Source organism: Paraburkholderia phymatum, assembly GCF_040965635.1.
In the GTDB taxonomy this organism is placed as follows: Bacteria; Pseudomonadota; Gammaproteobacteria; order Burkholderiales; family Burkholderiaceae; genus Paraburkholderia; species Paraburkholderia phymatum_B.
Genome location: NZ_JBFRCH010000034.1, coordinates 1 through 16759, shown reverse-complemented (window position 1 = coordinate 16759; position 16759 = coordinate 1). Strand labels below are relative to the sequence as shown.

At 63.3% G+C, this 16759-nt stretch carries 16 protein-coding genes, 1 pseudogene and 1 riboswitch; of the genes and pseudogenes, 5 read left to right on the top strand and 12 right to left on the bottom strand.

The annotated features are described in order from the left end of the window. Positions 1 to 95: 95 nt before the first annotated feature. From AB4Y32_RS33105 to pdhA, 4 genes are all read right to left on the bottom strand, one after another. On the bottom strand, positions 96 to 671 hold the full coding sequence (locus AB4Y32_RS33105; RefSeq protein WP_368725350.1) for a class I SAM-dependent methyltransferase: 576 nt from the start codon (positions 669 to 671) through the stop codon (positions 96 to 98). 79 nt (positions 672 to 750) lie between these two features. Continuing rightward, the gene (locus AB4Y32_RS33100; protein ID WP_368725349.1) at positions 751 to 1866 is read right to left on the bottom strand and encodes a dihydrolipoamide acetyltransferase family protein; all 1116 of its coding nucleotides are present in this window, start codon (positions 1864 to 1866) and stop codon (positions 751 to 753) included. Between the two features lie 4 nt (positions 1867 to 1870). Next, positions 1871 to 2851, bottom strand: coding sequence for an alpha-ketoacid dehydrogenase subunit beta (locus AB4Y32_RS33095; RefSeq protein WP_368725348.1), 981 nt, complete (start codon positions 2849 to 2851; stop codon positions 1871 to 1873). Next, entirely contained in the window at positions 2844 to 3992 is a 1149-nt protein-coding gene (gene pdhA / locus AB4Y32_RS33090; RefSeq protein WP_368725347.1) for a pyruvate dehydrogenase (acetyl-transferring) E1 component subunit alpha, read from the bottom strand. Before pdhA ends, AB4Y32_RS33095 begins: the two co-directional genes overlap by 8 nt. A 543-nt stretch (positions 3993 to 4535) precedes the next feature. On the opposite strand from pdhA, the gene AB4Y32_RS33085 reads away from it, so the two are divergent. Together AB4Y32_RS33085 and AB4Y32_RS33080 are read left to right on the top strand one after the other, a co-directional pair. Then, positions 4536 to 4859, top strand: a complete 324-nt coding sequence (locus AB4Y32_RS33085; RefSeq protein WP_368725346.1) for a hypothetical protein — start codon at positions 4536 to 4538, stop codon at positions 4857 to 4859. Between the two features lie 125 nt (positions 4860 to 4984). Continuing rightward, positions 4985 to 5971, top strand: a complete 987-nt coding sequence (locus AB4Y32_RS33080) for a zinc-dependent alcohol dehydrogenase family protein (protein WP_368725345.1) — start codon at positions 4985 to 4987, stop codon at positions 5969 to 5971. A 47-nt stretch (positions 5972 to 6018) separates the two neighbouring features. On the opposite strand, the gene AB4Y32_RS33075 is transcribed toward AB4Y32_RS33080, so the two are convergent. Genes AB4Y32_RS33075 through hyfB form a run of 6 tightly spaced genes read right to left on the bottom strand, consistent with a single transcriptional unit; the run spans position 6019 to position 13181 of the window. Continuing rightward, positions 6019 to 6546: an NADH-quinone oxidoreductase subunit B family protein gene (locus AB4Y32_RS33075; RefSeq protein WP_368725344.1), complete on the bottom strand. Its 528-nt coding sequence runs from the start codon at positions 6544 to 6546 to the stop codon at positions 6019 to 6021. After that, positions 6546 to 8108 (bottom strand): hydrogenase large subunit, encoded by a 1563-nt coding sequence (locus AB4Y32_RS33070; RefSeq protein ID WP_368725343.1) that lies wholly within the window; start codon positions 8106 to 8108, stop codon positions 6546 to 6548. Before AB4Y32_RS33070 ends, AB4Y32_RS33075 begins: the two co-directional genes overlap by 1 nt. A 3-nt stretch (positions 8109 to 8111) precedes the next feature. Continuing rightward, positions 8112 to 9572: a hydrogenase 4 subunit F gene (locus AB4Y32_RS33065; protein ID WP_368725342.1), complete on the bottom strand. Its 1461-nt coding sequence runs from the start codon at positions 9570 to 9572 to the stop codon at positions 8112 to 8114. Further along, positions 9565 to 10224: a formate hydrogenlyase gene (locus tag AB4Y32_RS33060; RefSeq protein WP_368725341.1), complete on the bottom strand. Its 660-nt coding sequence runs from the start codon at positions 10222 to 10224 to the stop codon at positions 9565 to 9567. The genes AB4Y32_RS33065 and AB4Y32_RS33060 overlap by 8 nt, the downstream gene beginning before the upstream one ends. Then, complete coding sequence (locus AB4Y32_RS33055; RefSeq protein ID WP_368725340.1) at positions 10225 to 11175, bottom strand: respiratory chain complex I subunit 1 family protein; 951 nt, start codon at positions 11173 to 11175, stop codon at positions 10225 to 10227. After that, on the bottom strand, positions 11172 to 13181 hold the full coding sequence (gene hyfB / locus AB4Y32_RS33050) for a hydrogenase 4 subunit B (protein ID WP_368725339.1): 2010 nt from the start codon (positions 13179 to 13181) through the stop codon (positions 11172 to 11174). The genes AB4Y32_RS33055 and hyfB overlap by 4 nt, the downstream gene beginning before the upstream one ends. Before the next feature lie 460 nt (positions 13182 to 13641). Here hyfB and AB4Y32_RS33045 point away from each other — a divergent pair, with 460 nt between their 5' ends. From AB4Y32_RS33045 to AB4Y32_RS33035, 3 genes are all read left to right on the top strand, one after another. Then, positions 13642 to 14412: a YoaK family protein gene (locus tag AB4Y32_RS33045; protein WP_368725338.1), complete on the top strand. Its 771-nt coding sequence runs from the start codon at positions 13642 to 13644 to the stop codon at positions 14410 to 14412. Positions 14413 to 14604: 192 nt separating this feature from the next. Continuing rightward, a complete protein-coding gene (locus AB4Y32_RS33040) occupies positions 14605 to 15051 on the top strand; it encodes a hypothetical protein (RefSeq protein ID WP_368725394.1) in 447 nt (148 codons plus the stop codon). Positions 15052 to 15200: 149 nt separating this feature from the next. Beyond that, a complete protein-coding gene (locus AB4Y32_RS33035) occupies positions 15201 to 15398 on the top strand; it encodes a ribbon-helix-helix protein, CopG family (RefSeq protein WP_087736466.1) in 198 nt (65 codons plus the stop codon). Positions 15399 to 15715: 317 nt separating this feature from the next. Then, positions 15716 to 15785, bottom strand: a riboswitch (Fluoride riboswitch). A gap of 48 nt (positions 15786 to 15833) precedes the next feature. Here AB4Y32_RS33035 and AB4Y32_RS33030 read toward each other — a convergent pair. Continuing rightward, a complete protein-coding gene (locus AB4Y32_RS33030) occupies positions 15834 to 16205 on the bottom strand; it encodes a DUF190 domain-containing protein (protein ID WP_368725337.1) in 372 nt (123 codons plus the stop codon). 331 nt (positions 16206 to 16536) lie between these two features. Continuing rightward, positions 16537 to 16759: pseudogene (locus AB4Y32_RS33025) on the bottom strand (amino acid:proton symporter); the annotation flags it as partial.

Below are 16759 nucleotides of genomic sequence, written 5' to 3'. Positions count from 1 at the left end.
CGAGTACAAATCCTGGCGTGCGGCGAATGCACGGCTGCCGGTACGTCGATCAGTTCAGGTGCGTTGAATGCCAAGCCTTCACGGCTTGCGTGCGATCACACTCGGGCGGTCATACAGAAAGCATCGCCGTCCTTCTGTGTCAGTTTTGCGTCAGCGAAACCGGCGCCAGTGACGCGTTCGAGAAGGCCGCTTTGCTGCTGACCTGAATGGATCGTGAAGGCAAGTGCGAGCGTTGCGCCCGGCTTCATCACTCGCCGCAGCTCGGCGAGACCCGCAGCCGGATCGGGCCAGACCTGCATCGAATTGACCGCGAGCGCCTTGTCGAATGTGTCGTCGTCGAAGGGCAGGCGCGCGGCCGAGCCCTGGCGCAGATCGACCTGTCCGCGCGCAACGGCTTGCGCGTTGCGCGCAGCGGCCTGTGCGAGCATCTCCGGCGACGGATCGACGCCCGCAATCTTGCCCGCCGTCGCCTTCTGCGCGAGAAGCTGAATGCCGACGCCCGGTCCGAAGCCGATCTCGATCACGCGATCGCTTGCGCGGACGTCGAGCAGACCGATCGCCCACGCCGCGCACGGCGCGTTCATGTTCGCCATGATCTTGCCGCCGATGCGTCCCAGCACGCCTTGTGGACGGCCGAACGCGCGCAGCAAAACACCCCTGAAAAAGCTCACGTCCTCTCCCCGGCGAAGCCAAAAAAAAATGCACTGGCAAGCACGCGCCTGCCAGTGCTTCGACATCTGCGGCGAACCGCTATTGTGCGCTCTGCAAGTCCGCAATGGTCGCCGCGAGAAAGCGCGCCGCCTCGCCGCCCGTGACGACGCGATGATCGAACGTGAGGCTGAGCGGCAGGATGCGATGCACGGCGGGCACGCCCTCCGCGGCGACGACCTGCTCGTGGATGCGCCCCGCGCCGAGAATCGCGACGGTCGGCGGCACGACCACGGGTGCCGCGTACTTGCCCGCGATCATCCCAAAGTTCGACAGCGTGATCGTGTTGCCGCGCATCTCTTCGGGCGGAATCTTGCGCGCGCGGATATCGGCGCGCATCCGGTCGAGCCCGCCGCGCAGATCGGCGGCGTCGCGATGCGCGACGTTGCGCAGCACGGGGACGAAGAGCCCGTCGGGCAGATCGACGGCGATGCCGAGATCGATTTTCTCCAGCACATGGCGCCGCCCCGTATGGCCATCGAACCACGCGTTCAGCCCCGGCTCCGCGCGGCAGCCCGCGACCAGCGCGCGGATCAGCCGGATCGTCACGTCGGTGCGCGGCGGCCATGCGTGGATGTCGGCGTCGTCGATCACGGTCGCCGCGGCCACTTCGCTATGCGCGCGCGCCATGTTGTGCGCCATCGCGCGACGCACGCCGCGCAGCACTTCGGGCGGCCCGAGTTCGCCCAGTATCTTCGCGACGCGCTGCACGTCCGCCGCCGTGATGATGCCTTCGGGCCCGGACGGCGTCACCATCGACAGATCGACATCCAGCTTGCGCGCGAGCGCGCGGGCGGCCGGAATCGCCTTGATCACGCCGCCTGCGCCCACACCCGACGTCGTCGGCGCGGGCGACTCCTGCACGACATGCTGGCCGACCTCCATGTGGCCGACCACGGTGCCCGCGTCGGCGGCGTCATCGGCCTCGCCTTCGAACGCGACGAGGGGCGCGCCGAGATGCACGATGTCGCCCGTCTGTCCGAACAGCTTCGCGATGCGGCCGGACTGCGGCGATGGAATATCGACGATCGCCTTCGCTGTTTCGACCGACAGCAACGGTTGATCCGCGCGGACTTCATCGCCGCTCTTCACGTGCCACTCGACGATTTCCGCTTCCTGCAAGCCTTCGCCCAGGTCGGGCAGTTTGAATATCTTCATGGCCTCACGACGCCTCCAGAGCCTGCCTGACGGCCGCGACGATGCGCGCGACGCCCGGCATGTATTGATTTTCGAGCCGGTACAGCGGCACGACCACGTCGTAGCCGGTCACGCGCTGCACGGGCGCGAGCAGCGAGTAAAGCCCGCGCTCGGCGATGTTCGCGGCGATCTCCGCGCCGATGCCGCCCGTGCGCGAGCCCTCGTGCACGATCACGCAGCGGCCCGTCTTCGCGACCGATGTGAGAATCGTGTTCATGTCGATCGGCTTGAGCGTCGCGACGTCGATCACCTCGGCCATCACGCCTTCCTGCGCGAGCAGATCGGCGGCAGCCTGCGCGTCCTGCACCGCGCCGCCCCAGCTGACCAGCGTGACATCGGAGCCGTCGCGCAGCGTGAAGCAGCTGTCGAGCGGCAGCGCTTCGCCGTTGTCTTCGACCGTTTGCCGGTAGAGGCGATAGAGGCGCGTCGGCTCGAAGAAGATCACCGGGTCGGGATCACGGATCGCCGCGAGCAACAGGCCGTACGCGCGCGCGGGCGACGACGGCGTCACGACGCGCAAGCCCGGAATGTGCGCGAAGAACGCCTCGGGGCTTTCGGAGTGATGCTCGGGAGCGTGAATGCCCGCGCCGCACGGCGCGCGGATCACGAGCGGACACGCGAGGCGTCCGCGCGTGCGGTGCCTCAGGCGCGACGCGTGATTCAGCACGTGATCGATCGTCGGATAGAGGAAGCCGCTGAACTGGATCTCCGCGACGGGCCGCAGCCCCATCGCCGCCATGCCGATGGCCGTGCCGGCAATCCCCGTTTCGGCGAGCGGCGTATCGAGCACGCGTTGCGCGCCGAAGCGCGCCTGCAAGCCGGCCGTCGCGCGAAACACGCCGCCGTTCACGCCGATGTCCTCGCCGATCAGCACGACGGCGGGATCATGTTCGAGTTCGTAGGCGAGCGCCTGATTGAGCGCGTCGATCATGTTGAGATCAGCCATGACCGTTCTCCTGACCGTTCTCCTGACCGTTCTTCTGACCGTTCTCCTGACCGTTCTTCTGCCCGTTCGCCGCGACGGGCGCGAAGCGCTGTGCGGCTTCGAGTTGCTCGCGCATCGCGTGAGGCAGGCTCTCGTACAGGTGATCGAACATCGCGGACACGTCGGGCGGCGGCACGGCGAGATAGGCTTCGACGGCCTCTTCGACTTGCGCATGACAGGCCTTGCCGAGCGCTTCGTCCTGCGCCTTGTCCCACACGTTCATCCGCATCAGATACGTGCGCAGACGCAAGAGCGGCTCATGCGCCCATTGCTCGCGAATAACCTCGGAGTCGCGATAGCGCGTGGCGTCGTCGGCTGTCGTGTGATCGCCGAGGCGATAGCTGAGCGCTTCGATCAGCGTCGGGCCTTCGCCGCGCCGCGCTTTTTCGAGCGCCGCATGCATGACCTGATGCATCGCGATCACGTCGTTGCCGTCGACCTGCAAGCCGTCGATGCCCGCCGCGATTGCCTTCTGCGCGAGCGTCTGCGACGCGCTCTGCATGCTGCGCGGCACCGAGATCGCCCACTGGTTGTTGTTGATGACGAGCACGAGCGGCGCCTGCCAGATGCCCGCCATGTTCATCGCTTCGTAGAAGTCGCCTTTCGACGTGCTGCCGTCGCCGAAGATCGCGACGGCCACGCGCGGCTCGCCGCGCAGCTTGAACGCGTAGGCCGCGCCCGCCGCATGGCAGACCTGTGTGCCGATGGGCACGCAGTTCGGAAAGTCGAGACGGGGCCCGCTGAAGTCGCTGCCGCGCTCGTCGCCGCCCCAGTAAAGCAGGCTTTCCGTCATCGTGACGCCGCGCAGCAATTGCGCAGCGTGATCGCGGTAGGAAGGAAACAGGACGTCGTCGGCCCGCATCGCGCTCGCGACGCCGACGCCGATCGCCTCCTGCCCGACCGACGAAGCGAACGTCCCGAGCTTGCCGGTACGCTGCAGCGCAACCGCTTTGGAATCGAATGCGCGCGTCAGCACCATCGCGCGATAGAGCGGGATCAGCGCCGCCGGTTCGCGCGCGAAGGCCGGCAAGGGCTGCACGGGCTCGCCGTCGGGACCGAGGTATTGCGTATACCCGATGTGAAAACTGGCAGTCGTGGTCATGACCGCCCTCCTTGTTCGTTCAGATCTGAATGCGTGCAGGAGCTCACGTGCACATCCTGTGCCGGTTGGCACGGGCGTGCCCGGCTGCCGAGGGAGCGTGTCCGGACAGCCTTTTGCTTTGACAGTCGAAGCCGGCATAAGGTGCGAACTTTTTATCGATTTACACGTAACGCGTGCTTTGGGTGCGCGACCGTTGCCGCAATGCAATAAACGCCGACCTGATACGCGTGACTACTTCGTACAAGTCCGCGATATCGGCGCACGCTTTTAGGTTGTGCGAGCCGTGCACTCCTTTTTTTCATTTTTCGTGGTGCGGTGTTCATCGCTGCGCATTGGTGACAACGAACAGAACGATCGTTACTTCGGATTGCAAATGTATTGATGCGTGGCTCCGATTTTCATGCGGCACCATTACATATGAGCGAAAACGAAACGACTCGAGGACACCACGCGAAGCCTTCGATAAACTGATGATCGGAGAATGTAGTGATCCGCCGACAAACGCCCGCACTCGCGGCCTCACCGATCAATGCGAGGTTGAGCATGGAAACGAAACTGACTGCCCACTTGCCGACCGTCGATGTGGAAATCACACGGCGCAAGTTGCCCGATCTTGGCGCAGAAAGCATCGCCATTCACATCACGGCCGTGCCGACCGTCGAAGCGGCGGCGCAGTGGTTCTTGCAACCCAGCCTCTTTTCGCTGATGTCGCCTCTCATGTCTCCCCTCATGTCTCCCATTTCGATGTGGGCGATGTGGATGCGTGCCTGGCAACCGTGGCTCGCCTCCATCGCCGCGCCCGAGCACTCGACGCAAGGGCGCGAGAAGCGGCTGCCGGATGACAACGCGGCCTCGGGCACGCATTGACGCAAACGGACACCGCCGCAGCCCGCTAACATTCATCTTGTACGTGGACATCGACGGACCGCATCACGCGGCTGTGCGATTCAATCGATAGCGGCCACCGCCGCTTGGTGCGAGGAGGATTGATCATGCGCGCCATGGTTTTCGACGGTTCGAGTCCCCGGCTCGCCGAACGCGATCTGCCTGACCGCGCGCCCACGGCGGGCGAACTCCTGATCGACGTGCACGCGTGCGGCGTGTGCAGGACAGATCTGCATGTCGTCGATGGCGAGTTGAGCGAGCCGAAGCGTCCCGTGATTCCGGGCCATGAAATCGTCGGCAGAGTCGCGGCGCGCGGCGCGGACGTGAGCGCGTTCGAAATCGGCGACCGCGTCGGCGTGCCGTGGCTCGGCAAGACATGCGGCGTCTGTCCGTACTGCGAGAGCGACCGCGAAAACCTCTGCGATGCGCCCGCGTTCACCGGCTATACGATTGACGGCGGCTACGCCGAACAGGTCGTCGCCGATAGCCGCTACTGCCTGCACCTGCCAGCGAACTACGACGACGCACAAGCCGCGCCGCTGCTTTGCGCCGGGCTGATCGGCTACCGGACGCTCAGCATGGCGGGCGACGCGCAGCGCGTCGGCATCTACGGATTCGGCGCGGCAGCGCATATCGTCGCGCAGGTTGCACGTCATCAGGGCCGCATCGTGTACGCGTTCACGCGCTCCGGCGACACCTCCGCACAGCAACTCGCGCGCAGACTCGGCGCCTTTTGGGCTGGCGGCAGCAACGAAACTGCGCCCGATCCTCTCGATGCTGCGTTGATCTTCGCGCCCGTCGGCGCACTCGTGCCGGCCGCTCTGAAGGCCGTCGTCAAAGGCGGCATCGTGGTGTGCGGCGGCATCCACATGAGCGACATTCCCGCGTTCCCGTATGCGTTCCTGTGGGGCGAGCGACGTGTGGTGTCGGTGGCGAATCTGACGCGAGCCGATGGCGCAGCGTTCATGAAAATCGCCGGCGAAACACAGCTCGATATCGAAGTCACGCGCTACCCGCTCGCCGAAGCGAACCGCGCGCTCGACGATCTGCGCGGCGGCCGCGTGTCAGGCGCGGCTGTGCTGATCGTGCGTTAGCGAAACGTGAAAACCGACCGGGCCCAGAAACGCGGACAACGTGACGCTTACGGTGCGGACTTGTCCCCTCTCGCACGAAGCGCGGTGAGAATGCCTCGAAGCAGATCGACGGGTGGCGGTGGACAGCCCGGTACAGTGACATCCACGGGAAGAAGATTCGACAGCGGCCCGCATACCGCGTAACTGCCGCCGAAGATGCCGCCCGTGCACGCACAATCGCCGGCGGCGACCACCAGTTTCGGATGGGGCGTGGCCTCCCACGCGCGGCGCACGGCTTCCTTCATGTTCAGCGACAGCGGCCCCGTGACGAGCAGCATGTCCGCATGCCGAGGACTCGCGACGAATTTGATGCCGAGCCCCTCGATGTTGTAGTACGGATTGTTGAGTGCATGGATTTCCAGCTCACATCCATTGCAGGAGCCCGCGTCGATCTGCCGGATGCACAGCGCGCGGCCGAGCACGTCGAGAATTTCCGCGTGGAGTTGCTGATGCGCGGTTCGCCACGCATCGTTGTCGGTGGGGATGCGCTGGGACGGAATGTCAGTCCGCGCGATCTGCTTGAGAAGTTGCCACATTAGAGATCGTGTCCCGCGTAGTTCAGATTGAACGACTTGTTGATCAACGGGAAATCCGGAACGATGTTGCCGATGATCGCGTGCTCCAGCGCCGGCCAGTTTTGCCATGATGGATCATGGCAATGACAGCGCGAAATCGTCCCGTTTTCGCCCGTCTCGATGGCGACGAACACATCGCCGCGCCAGCCTTCGACCCAGCCCACGCCGCAAGACGGCGGCTGCCTGGCGTGCACTGATTCCGCAAAATCGCCCTCAGGCAAGCCATCGAGAAACGCGCAAATCAACCGCAGCGACTCGTACACCTCGTTGAACCGCACAGCGACGCGCGCGGCCACGTCGCAGCGGTTGTCGGTGACGATTTGCGCTTCGACTTCGTGATACGGCGCATACGGATGATCGGCGCGCACGTCGATTTTCAACCCGCTCGCCCGCGCCGCAAGACCGCACACGCTGAAATGCGCCGCCACCTTCGCAGCGAGCTTGCCCGCGCCCGCAAAGCGGTCCTGCAAGCCCGACTGGTCGTCGTAGATGCGCTGCATCACGCGAACGTCGGCTTCGATCTGTTCGCACTGGTCCGCGAGGGCCGCGATGAAATCCGCGGCCACGTCACGCGCGACCCCACCCGGGATTATCTGATCCATCAGATAACGATGACCGAACACCCGATCGTTCAGGCGCAACCAGTCTTCCTTCATTCGGGAAAACTGCGCGAGGCCGAATGCGAACCCGGCATCGTTGCCGAGCGCTCCCAGATCGCCCAGGTGATTGGCAACGCGCTCGCGTTCGAGCATAAGCGCTCTCAACCACTGCGCACGCGGCGGAACGAAGACGTTCCATGCGCGTTCGACGGCCATGCAATACGCCCACGAAAAGGCAACTGTCGTGTCGCCGGCAATGCGCCCGGCAAGGCGCTGGCCGAGCAGCACGGGCGCCTGCTCGAATAGCCGCTCGACACCCCGATGCGCGTAGCCTAGCCGCTCCTCCAGCCGCAGCACCTTTTCTCCGACGACCGAAAAGCGGAAGTGCCCCGGCTCGATGGTGCCCGCGTGAATCGGCCCGACCGCTATCTCGTGAACGCCGTCGCCGGCGACGGGCACGAACGGATAGTCCGCTTCTTGCGACTCGAAGCGCTCGTTTCCGGACGACAGCTTCTGAAGCGGAAAGTAATCGGCGGGCCAGTTGCCATGGTTCAGCCAGGGCCGCGTATCGGCCGCGCCCGTCGCGCGCAGGCCGAGCAGATCGTAGACAGCGCGCTGCATCCGCGATGCACACGGAAAGATGCTGGACAGGTCTGGATAGCCGGCGTCTCGGTCATCGTCTCGCGCGACGGGCAACTGCAACCACAGCAGTCCATCTTCCAGTGCGTAAGCGGCAGAAACGACGAACGCGCCCGTCGCCGCTTCCTTACCCCACAGCGAGATCAGGCGCCCCCCATGCTCTCTGACCGTGCCGGCAATGCGAACCCACGTCGCGGAATGGACGTGCGCCAGAAAGGCCGACGCCTTGCCGGTGAACATCGACAGTCGCACGACATCAGAAAGCCCGAGTGCGTCGATTCGCATGCGTCACCCCGCGAGCATCGCCGCCGCCTGCCGATACCACGTCGCAAGGTAAGGCGGAATGTAAAGCCCGAGCATCAGACCCAGGCCCAGATGAACGAACACGGGAAGCAGCGCCGGCGGATGCTCGAGCGCCGTCGCCGTGGTCTTGCCGAACACCATGTGCTGCACGCGCGCAAAGATGATCGCGAACGCCACCGCAAGCGCGAGCAGCAGAAACGGCGTCGCCCATGGCAGCTCGCTGATTGCCGTCGTCAGGATCAGGAACTCGCTCGCGAACACACCGAACGGCGGCATGCCGAGGATCGCGAGCGTCCCGAGCATCATGCCCCATCCGACAGTCGGGCTCACGCGCAGCAGCCCGCGTATGTCGTCGATCACCTGCGTGCGCGCCTTCTGCGCCGCGTGCCCGACAGCGAAGAAGATCGCCGACTTGACGAGCGAATGGACCGTCATGTGCAGCAGACCCGCGAACGTCGCGGTAGGCCCGCCGAGCCCGAACGCGAATGTCATCAGGCCCATGTGCTCGATCGACGAATACGAGAACAGACGCTTGACGTCCTTCTGGCGCAGCAGCGAAAACGTCGCGACCATGACCGACACCAGTCCGAATCCGATCAGCAGGCGGCCCGGCAGACCGTTTTGCAGCGCGCCGTCGGCGAGCACCTTGCAGCGGAGCACCGCATACAGCGCAACATTGAGCAGCAGGCCGGAGAGCACGGCGGAAATCGGCGTGGGGCCTTCGGCGTGCGCGTCGGGCAGCCAGTTGTGCATCGGCACGAGGCCGACTTTCGTGCCGTAGCCGATCAGCAGGAACACGAACGCCAGCGACATGATCGTCGGGTCGAGTTGGCCCTTGACCGCGTTCAGGCTGCTCCACAGCAATGCATCGCCGCCGCTCAGATGCCGGCTCGCGGCGAGATAGAGCAGGATCGTGCCGAACAGCGCCTGCGCAATGCCGACGCCGCACAGGATGAAGTACTTCCACGCCGCTTCGAGACTCGCGGCCGTGCGATAGACGCTGACGAGCAGCACGGTGGCGAGCGTGGCGGCCTCCATCGCGACCCACAGAATGCCGACGTTGTTGGTCAGCAGCGCGAGCAGCATCGCGAATACGAACAGCTGATACATGCTGTGATAAAGACGCATGCGCGCGCCCGTCATCTTGCCACGGCTCTGTTCGATCCGCATGTACGGCCTGGAAAAGATCGACGTCGTCCAGCCGACGAATGCCGTCAGTGCAACGAGAAAAACATTAAGCGGATCGACGAAGAAAAGCTTGCCGAGCGCAAAAGCAGGTCCGTGCGCGACCGTTTGCTCAGCGAGCACCATCGCGGCGATAAAGGTCAGAAAGCTGAATCCGACGTTGAGATCCGGTGCCACGGCATGCTGCCCAACGAGCGCGAGACAGGCTCCCGCGCACAATGGAATCGCAAATACGAGCAGCAGAACCCAGGCTTCAGTCATCTTTGAGCTTTTCCAGGTGATGGATGTCGAGGCTGTCGAACTGCTCGCGAATCTGGAACATGAAGACGCCGAGAATCAGGATGCCCACCAGCACGTCGAGCCCGATGCCGAGCTCGACGATCATCGGCATGCCGTTGGTCGCCGCTGCGGCAGCGAAGAACAGGCCGTTCTCCATCGAAAGAAAGCCGATCACCTGCGGTATCGCCTTCGAGCGCGTGATCATCATCATGAACGACAGCAGCACGCACGCGAGCGCGATGCCGAGCGTGCCACGCGCGACGGACGACGCGAGCTGGCTGATCGGCGTCGCGACGTTGAACGCGACGATTACGAGCACGATGCCGATCAGCAGCGTCGTCGGAATGTTGAGCAACGTCTCGACATCCGTTTTCACGTTGAGGCGCTGCACCAGCCTGTAGAGAATCCACGGAATCACGCCTACCTTCAGCACGAGCGTCAGCAGCCCGGAAATGTAGAGGTGAATGTCGTCTGTGACGAAGCCGAGCACGAGGTTCGCCGAAACGAGCGCGATGCCCTGGAGCGTGTACAGGTGGATCAGCGAGAGGATTCGCCGCTGGCTGAGCATCGCGAACGACACCATCAGCAGAACGGCGGCCAGCAGGTTGATGATCTGCGTCGCGAGACCGTGCATTCACGCCCCCAGCAGAAAGTGCACAAGCATGCCGATCACGGCGAGCAGGAAGGCCGTGGCGAGAAACTCCGGCACGCGGAAGATGCGCATCTTTGCGTTCGTGGTTTCCACGACCGCGAGCGCTGCGCCGCCGACCAGCAGCTTGACGAACAGCGCCGGGATAGCAAGCAGCAGCGCAACGGGATTGCCCGCCTCGGCGATGCCCCACGGCACGAAGAGCGCAAGCCCGATGCACGAATACGCAAACAGCTTCAGACTCGCGGCCAACTCCATCAGCGCGAGATGCCGGCCCGAATACTCGAGGATCAACGCCTCGTGGATCATCGTCAGTTCGAGGTGCGTCGTTGGGTTGTCGACGGGCAATCGTGCGTTCTCTGCGAGCGACACCATCGTGAACGCAATGCCCGCGAAGGCGAGGCTCGGGTAAATCGCCAGTTCCTGATGGCTCAAGGTGCCGACGATGTGCGTGAGCAACGTCGAGTGCGTGATCAGCGATGCGGAGAACAGCACCATTAGCAAGGCCGGCTCTGCGAGAAAGCCGACCAGCATTTCGCGGCGCGCGCCGAGCGTGCCGAATGCCGTGCCGACATCCATTGCCGCCAGCGAGATCGCGACGCGTGCCAGTGCGAAGAGCCCCACGAGCGCGATTGCATCGGCGGCAGGCGACAGCGGCAGTTCCGTCGACAGCGTCGGCACGATTGCGCACGCGAGCGTCATGCACGCGCAGATCACATACGGCGCGCCGCGAAACACGGGACTCGCATGCTGAGCGACGACGGATTCCTTGTTGAACAGCTTGTGCAGCATCCGGTACGGTTGCCAGATGGAAGGCGCGCGCCGGTTTTGCAGCCACGCGCGGCACATGTTGATCCAGCCGGACAACAGCGGAGCAGCCGCCAGCGCCAGCACGATTTCGAGCATCTGCGAGAGCAGTCCGGAGGGCGTCATCATCGTCGCACCAGGATCAGCAGGACAATGAGCACGAGGAAGCTGAACATCAGATACACAGCGATGCGGCCCGTCTGAAGCAACCCCGCCAGCGCCGCGATACGCGCGACGATGCGTTCGATCGGCTGGTAGATCAGTGCCCATGCGCGGTCCGTCACGGCCACGCGATATACGGGGCGTGCATCGAAAGGCGAAGGCAACTGCCGTTCGATCCTGAAAAGCGGCGCAAAGATTTCGCGGATCGGCTGCCCGAAACCTTCGGCCGTGTCCTGCATGCGTGCGTTGACGAACGGATGGCCACATGCCCACGGAATCGCGCGACGCAGCCGCCCGTGATAGAAGCGGCGCACGAGAATCCAGACAAGCGCGCAGAACGCAAGGAGGAACAGCAGAAAGGCGACGGGCATGTAGCTCGCGCGTTCGATATTGACGGGCGCGAGCAGCAGCCAGCCGTTGCGGGCGACCGTCTGGCCGAGGCCCGCTCCCATCAACGCGTGCGTCACCCGATCGAGCACGGCCACGAACTGCACCGGCAACAGCCCGAGCAACACGCACATTGCCGCGAGCCAGACGAAGCCGGCTCGCTCCCACGGGCTCGCGTCGCGTGCCTCACTCAGTTTTGCTTCGCGCGGCTGCCCGAGAAAAATGATCCCGAAGAACTTGACCATCGTATAGCCGGCAAGCGCGGCAACGAGTGCGATCAGTGCCGCGACGAGCGGAACGATCATGTTCAGGAAAGAGTTGGGCAGTTCCGGCGTAAACAGGAAGCTCTGCAACAGCAGCCATTCGGAGACGAATCCGCTCAACGGCGGCAACCCCGCGCTCGCGAGCGTGCCCAGCAACGCGACCCAGGCGGTCCATGGCATGAAGCGGATCAGCCCGCCGAGGCGTCCGAGATTGCGCTCGCCCGTTGCATGCAGCACGGAGCCCGTCGCGATGAACAGCAGGCTCTTGAACGCCGCGTGGCTTGCGATCTGATAGAGCAGCGCCGTCAGCGACAACGCAGAGAGCGCAGGCATATCGAACGCACGGAAAAGAATGGCCAGCCCCATGCTGACGAACATCAGACCGATGTTGTCGATCGACGAATACGCGAGCAGCCTCTTCATGTCGGTCTGGATCGCGCTGAACACGACGCCGAACAGCGCCGTGAAAAGCCCGAGTGCGAGCAGCACCACGCCCCACCACGCGATCTGCACGTGCAGCAGGTCGAACACCGTGCGCAATACGCCGTAGAGCCCTGCCTTCAGGACAAAGCCGCTCATCAATGCCGACACGGGCGATGGCGCCGCCGGGTGCGCCTCCGGCAACCAGACATGCAGCGGGAAAATGCCCGCCTTTGCGCCGAATCCGAACAGCGCAAGAATGAACGCAATGGACGCCCAGAACGTGTCCAGATGCTGCTGCCGCATGCCGGCAAACGAGTAGTCCCCCGTATTCGCTTGCAGCAAGCCGAAACACAACAGCAGACCAAGCGCGCCGACGTGCGAGATCAGGAAGTACAGGTAGCCGGCGCGGCGGATTTCGTCGATGCGATGATTGCTCATCACGAGAAACGTTGCCGCCAGCGTCATCGTTTCCCATGCAACCATGAAGCAGTAGGCATCGTTGGCCACGAGCACGAGCGCGAGGCCCGCGAGGCACACGTGATATTCGAAGCAGAGCAGCCCGGGCGGCGTGCCTTCACCCTTGCGAAAGTAGCCGGCGGAGAACGCGCTGACACCGGCGCCGACCATGCCGAGCACGGCAAGAAAATACGAGGAGAGGCCGTCGAGCCGCACGTGAAACGGCAAGCCCGGCAGCCCAAGCGGCAGAATCGTTTCCTGAGGGGCGGAAAACACGCCGGCAAGTCCCAGCGCGCACAGCAGAACCCCGAACACTGCACCGGCCGGAAACAGCCCGTGTGCCACGACGCGCGTGCGGCGCAAGCTGACGAACCCCAGAACCCCGATGGCAAGCCACCCCGCGATCACGAGCAGCACGGCCTGAAGGATGGTGGGAGAAGCCATCGCGTGCCGTCTCTACTTGTGCGCCTGGCAGCGGACAATGATGACGCCCGTCCACACCGGGTCATCGACGACTCTCGCACAGCCTTCAGTGCGCCGTGGGCGCGAGCGCTTTCGTTCGCGCCCTTCCGTTTGAACAGGCTGTCCGTCTGCCGCAAATCCGCACTGCATGGGATGTCTCCGCTCGATGTCGGGACTCGAAACATCGGTCCCGCGTCAGGAACATACAGTTATCAGAGTATGATAATGGCGTTATCATCCTATCAGCTTTGCCCGCAGGATTCCATACAACGTCGATGACGTGCGCCGCTTCATGCCGGCCCTTCCGCCTTCGCCGCTGCTTCTCTGCGATCCATGCTTTGGACCCAAGGCCAGCGTGAAATCCGACGCAACGGAGATCACGCCCCATACGTACACGCGTTCACGCGTTCACGCCACGCGGCGACACAGCAGTCGATCTCACATGCCAGCACAGTTTTTTCGAACATTGACGGGAAGAGACCGGAGTACCGCGGCAAACAGGCGCCTCGGGTTTTCACTTGCATTCGTCGCGGGCGCGGCGAACGCAGGCGGATATCTGGCCGTCAGGCAGTACACGTCGCACATGAGCGGCGTGGTCTCCTCGATCGCCGACGACGCCGTGCTCGGCGATTTCGCGCTAGTGCTCGCGGGTGTCGGCTCGCTGATTTCCTTTTTGCTGGGCGCCGCGTGCTCGGCCGTGCTCGTCAACTGGGGACGTCGCCAGCGCCTGCACAGTCAATATGCTTCGCCGCTTCTGCTGGAAGCCTCGCTGCTGCTGTGCTTCGGATTGCTCGGCAGCCATCTGGCGCTGTGGGACACCCTGTTCGTTCCCGCAACCGTCATGCTGCTGTGCTTCATCATGGGCCTGCAGAACGCGATGATCACCAAACTGTCGGGCGCGGAAATCCGCACCACTCATATGACAGGCATCGTCACGGATATCGGCATAGAACTCGGCAAGCTCTGCTACTGGAACGCGTCTCGCGACGATCCGGCGCTCGCACCCGTTCTCGCCAACAGGGAGCGGTTGAAGGTGCATGCCCGCATGCTCGCGAGTTTCTTCGCGGGCGGCGTAACGGGCGCACTGGGCTTCAAGCATGTCGGCTACGCGGCAACCATTCCGTTGGCCTGCGTGCTCACGATGCTCGCGATCATTCCGCTGCTCGACGATCTGCGCGAGCGAGCGTGGGAGCCCACCCGCAGACGGGAGTGAGCGCTTCATTGAGCGGCGCAGCGCATAGGCGTTTGCGCGGTCTTTGTGATACACATGCTATTATCATGTCATTAACATATACGAATCTGATCGATAACGGGTGATATCTACGGACTGGACCTGTTGCGGCAAGCCATCAAGCAGTGCGGCACCGCAGGTTCGCGAACTCCGTGCGAAAGCAAGGAACTCAATGTGATTGACCCTGGCGCGGCTCTGCTGTCATACGACCATGCGTGTCGTCTCGTACGGGATGTGACCGGCGATCACGGCCTGATCGTGGTCGGTGTAGGCACGGCTGGGGAACGTGGGTTCCAGATGCTCTACCGGTTCGCAGAGGTCTGCGACCGTCTCGAAGCCCACGGGATCAACGTCATCTTCGTTTATCCGAAGGCGTCGGCACGCCATGTGTTCGATGCGATGTCGGTGCGCGGTTCCCGGTATCGGGGAAAGACATGCCTGTTTCTCGACGGCGATGGCCAACTCTTTCGCAAGCCGGTTCAGCCTCGGGCATTGCGTGCCGTCTATCTGGACGCCGAGATGCGGCAGGCGGGAACGGCAGACGTGACGCTCGACAGCGAAACCTGGGACGAGCAGTTGCGCAGCTTCTTTTCAGACGTCGTCGGTCGGCGACTGCATTGAATCGGGTCGGCGCGTGATCGTGAGCGACCGGCGATGTGTGCGATAGCGAACGCCGTGTCAGACGATTATCCGCTGACAGCATTCTCCCGATGTTACGCAGGCGGGCGATCCATTATAATTTGATTAACATATCTGATTCCGCTCCCGCCATGGAAACGAAAAGTGCCCGATTGACCGTCCTGATCGACCCTGTCAAGAAAGAGGCGTTCGAGAAACTCTGCGCCGCACAGGACCTGACACCCTCCCAGGTGGTTCGGCAGCTTATCAGGGAGTACCTCGAGCAGCACGGCGTAACCTGGAAGACACGAAGCGCAATAGGCTCGCGCACACGGCAGAAAGCGGAGTAGGCCGCGTACTGTTCGCTATAAGGCTAAATGACGGAAGATGTACTCCCCGCTTCCAATAGTTGCATAGCCATTGTCTTTTGACACTGTCTTATCTCCCTTGAATAGCTGCGCATACAGGTCTTCGCCATAGCTCGATTCAAGGGGTTCACCCGGCGATACCTTCGGTTCCGCGCGCCAGGCTTGCGCAGCAAGGCCTCGTTTCAATCGAGGCAGGCACCGGATTCCATCTTCTTCGCCTCCTCGTGGCGATTGAACGCCCGGATAACATCAAGACGAAAGCCCGCAAATAAAAATGCCTACCGGCCCGGCACATCAGGGACTCAGTAGGCATCATCAGCCGCGCACGATCAGCGGCGGTTAGGGAGAAATGCCATCTCCAGCAGACACGTTTTCGTGGCTGGACGAGAGGTCGCCATCTGCGCAATCGCACTGGCTTTAATGTGCGCCGCCCTTGTGAAACAGCGAGAACTTCTTCGGATGATGCTGCGGGTCCTCTTCACCCAGCAACCCGAACTCGATCGGCATACGCGTATAGAAAACGTGTACGCGTTCTGCGCGAACGACGTCGAGCAATCGCTGTGCCTCTTCGTCGGTGACGGCAACGATGATCTGCACCGGCTGGTCAGCGAGCTTGAGCATGTGCGCGGCATGATGAGCACCCGCATGTCCGACGCCCTCGCTGCCGCTGATGACCGTTGCGCCGTGTATGCCCAGCGCCTTCACCTCGTGCAGCAGCCACTCGCAAACCGTTCTGTGACCGTGCCGCTTGTTCTGCTCGGTGTAGAACGTCAGTTGATATCCGTTCATACGAATCTCCGTGGACGGACCGGACCAGCCCGGGTTGCAAAGCCACGGTCCTTTCCGGCAACAGACGCGCGGAACCATGACCTGTTTCATTCTAGTGCAGGCCATCGCGCGCAGGCGAATTGTGCGAGGCGATGACCGGGGTGTGCCTCGCATCAGGTCACGCGAGCGTCTTGCTGAATTCCGTCGTCGCGTCCGCTTAGAGCTTCGTCTGCGGGTCGTCAGAGTCACCGAGCACTTCGAATTCAACGGGACGACGGGCGATCGCACTTTGGCGCAAGCAAAACGCAAAGCGGACCACGACATGCGTGATCCGCTCGCGGCGTCTAATGCATTAGCGCGCCGACATCCACTCTTCTCCTGAAAGACCGCTCGTCGCGTACTCAGCCTCTTTTGCGCGAATCGTATCGCGCTCGTCGAGATAGGCCGAGCGATATCCCGTATGCACGCCCCAGTAATAGAACACGAGCGAGAACACGATCACGACCAGCATGTCCCAGCCATACGACAGCAGCCCCATCCCGCCGAACTGCCTGCTGCCGATCAGCGACAGGATC

Coding starts and splice junctions, on each gene's coding strand:
- AB4Y32_RS33095 (WP_368725348.1), bottom strand. CDS start 2,851: ATGGCTGATCTCAACATGATCGACGCGCTCAATCAGGCGCTCGCCTAC.
- AB4Y32_RS33055 (WP_368725340.1), bottom strand. CDS start 11,175: ATGATGACGCCCTCCGGACTGCTCTCGCAGATGCTCGAAATCGTGCTG.
- AB4Y32_RS33100 (WP_368725349.1), bottom strand. CDS start 1,866: ATGAAGATATTCAAACTGCCCGACCTGGGCGAAGGCTTGCAGGAAGCG.
- AB4Y32_RS33080 (WP_368725345.1), top strand. CDS start 4,985: ATGCGCGCCATGGTTTTCGACGGTTCGAGTCCCCGGCTCGCCGAACGC.
- AB4Y32_RS33035 (WP_087736466.1), top strand. CDS start 15,201: ATGGAAACGAAAAGTGCCCGATTGACCGTCCTGATCGACCCTGTCAAG.
- AB4Y32_RS33065 (WP_368725342.1), bottom strand. CDS start 9,572: ATGACTGAAGCCTGGGTTCTGCTGCTCGTATTTGCGATTCCATTGTGC.
- AB4Y32_RS33085 (WP_368725346.1), top strand. CDS start 4,536: ATGGAAACGAAACTGACTGCCCACTTGCCGACCGTCGATGTGGAAATC.
- AB4Y32_RS33060 (WP_368725341.1), bottom strand. CDS start 10,224: ATGCACGGTCTCGCGACGCAGATCATCAACCTGCTGGCCGCCGTTCTG.
- AB4Y32_RS33075 (WP_368725344.1), bottom strand. CDS start 6,546: ATGTGGCAACTTCTCAAGCAGATCGCGCGGACTGACATTCCGTCCCAG.
- AB4Y32_RS33030 (WP_368725337.1), bottom strand. CDS start 16,205: ATGAACGGATATCAACTGACGTTCTACACCGAGCAGAACAAGCGGCAC.
- AB4Y32_RS33045 (WP_368725338.1), top strand. CDS start 13,642: ATGCCAGCACAGTTTTTTCGAACATTGACGGGAAGAGACCGGAGTACC.
- pdhA (WP_368725347.1), bottom strand. CDS start 3,992: ATGACCACGACTGCCAGTTTTCACATCGGGTATACGCAATACCTCGGT.
- hyfB (WP_368725339.1), bottom strand. CDS start 13,181: ATGGCTTCTCCCACCATCCTTCAGGCCGTGCTGCTCGTGATCGCGGGG.
- AB4Y32_RS33070 (WP_368725343.1), bottom strand. CDS start 8,108: ATGCGAATCGACGCACTCGGGCTTTCTGATGTCGTGCGACTGTCGATG.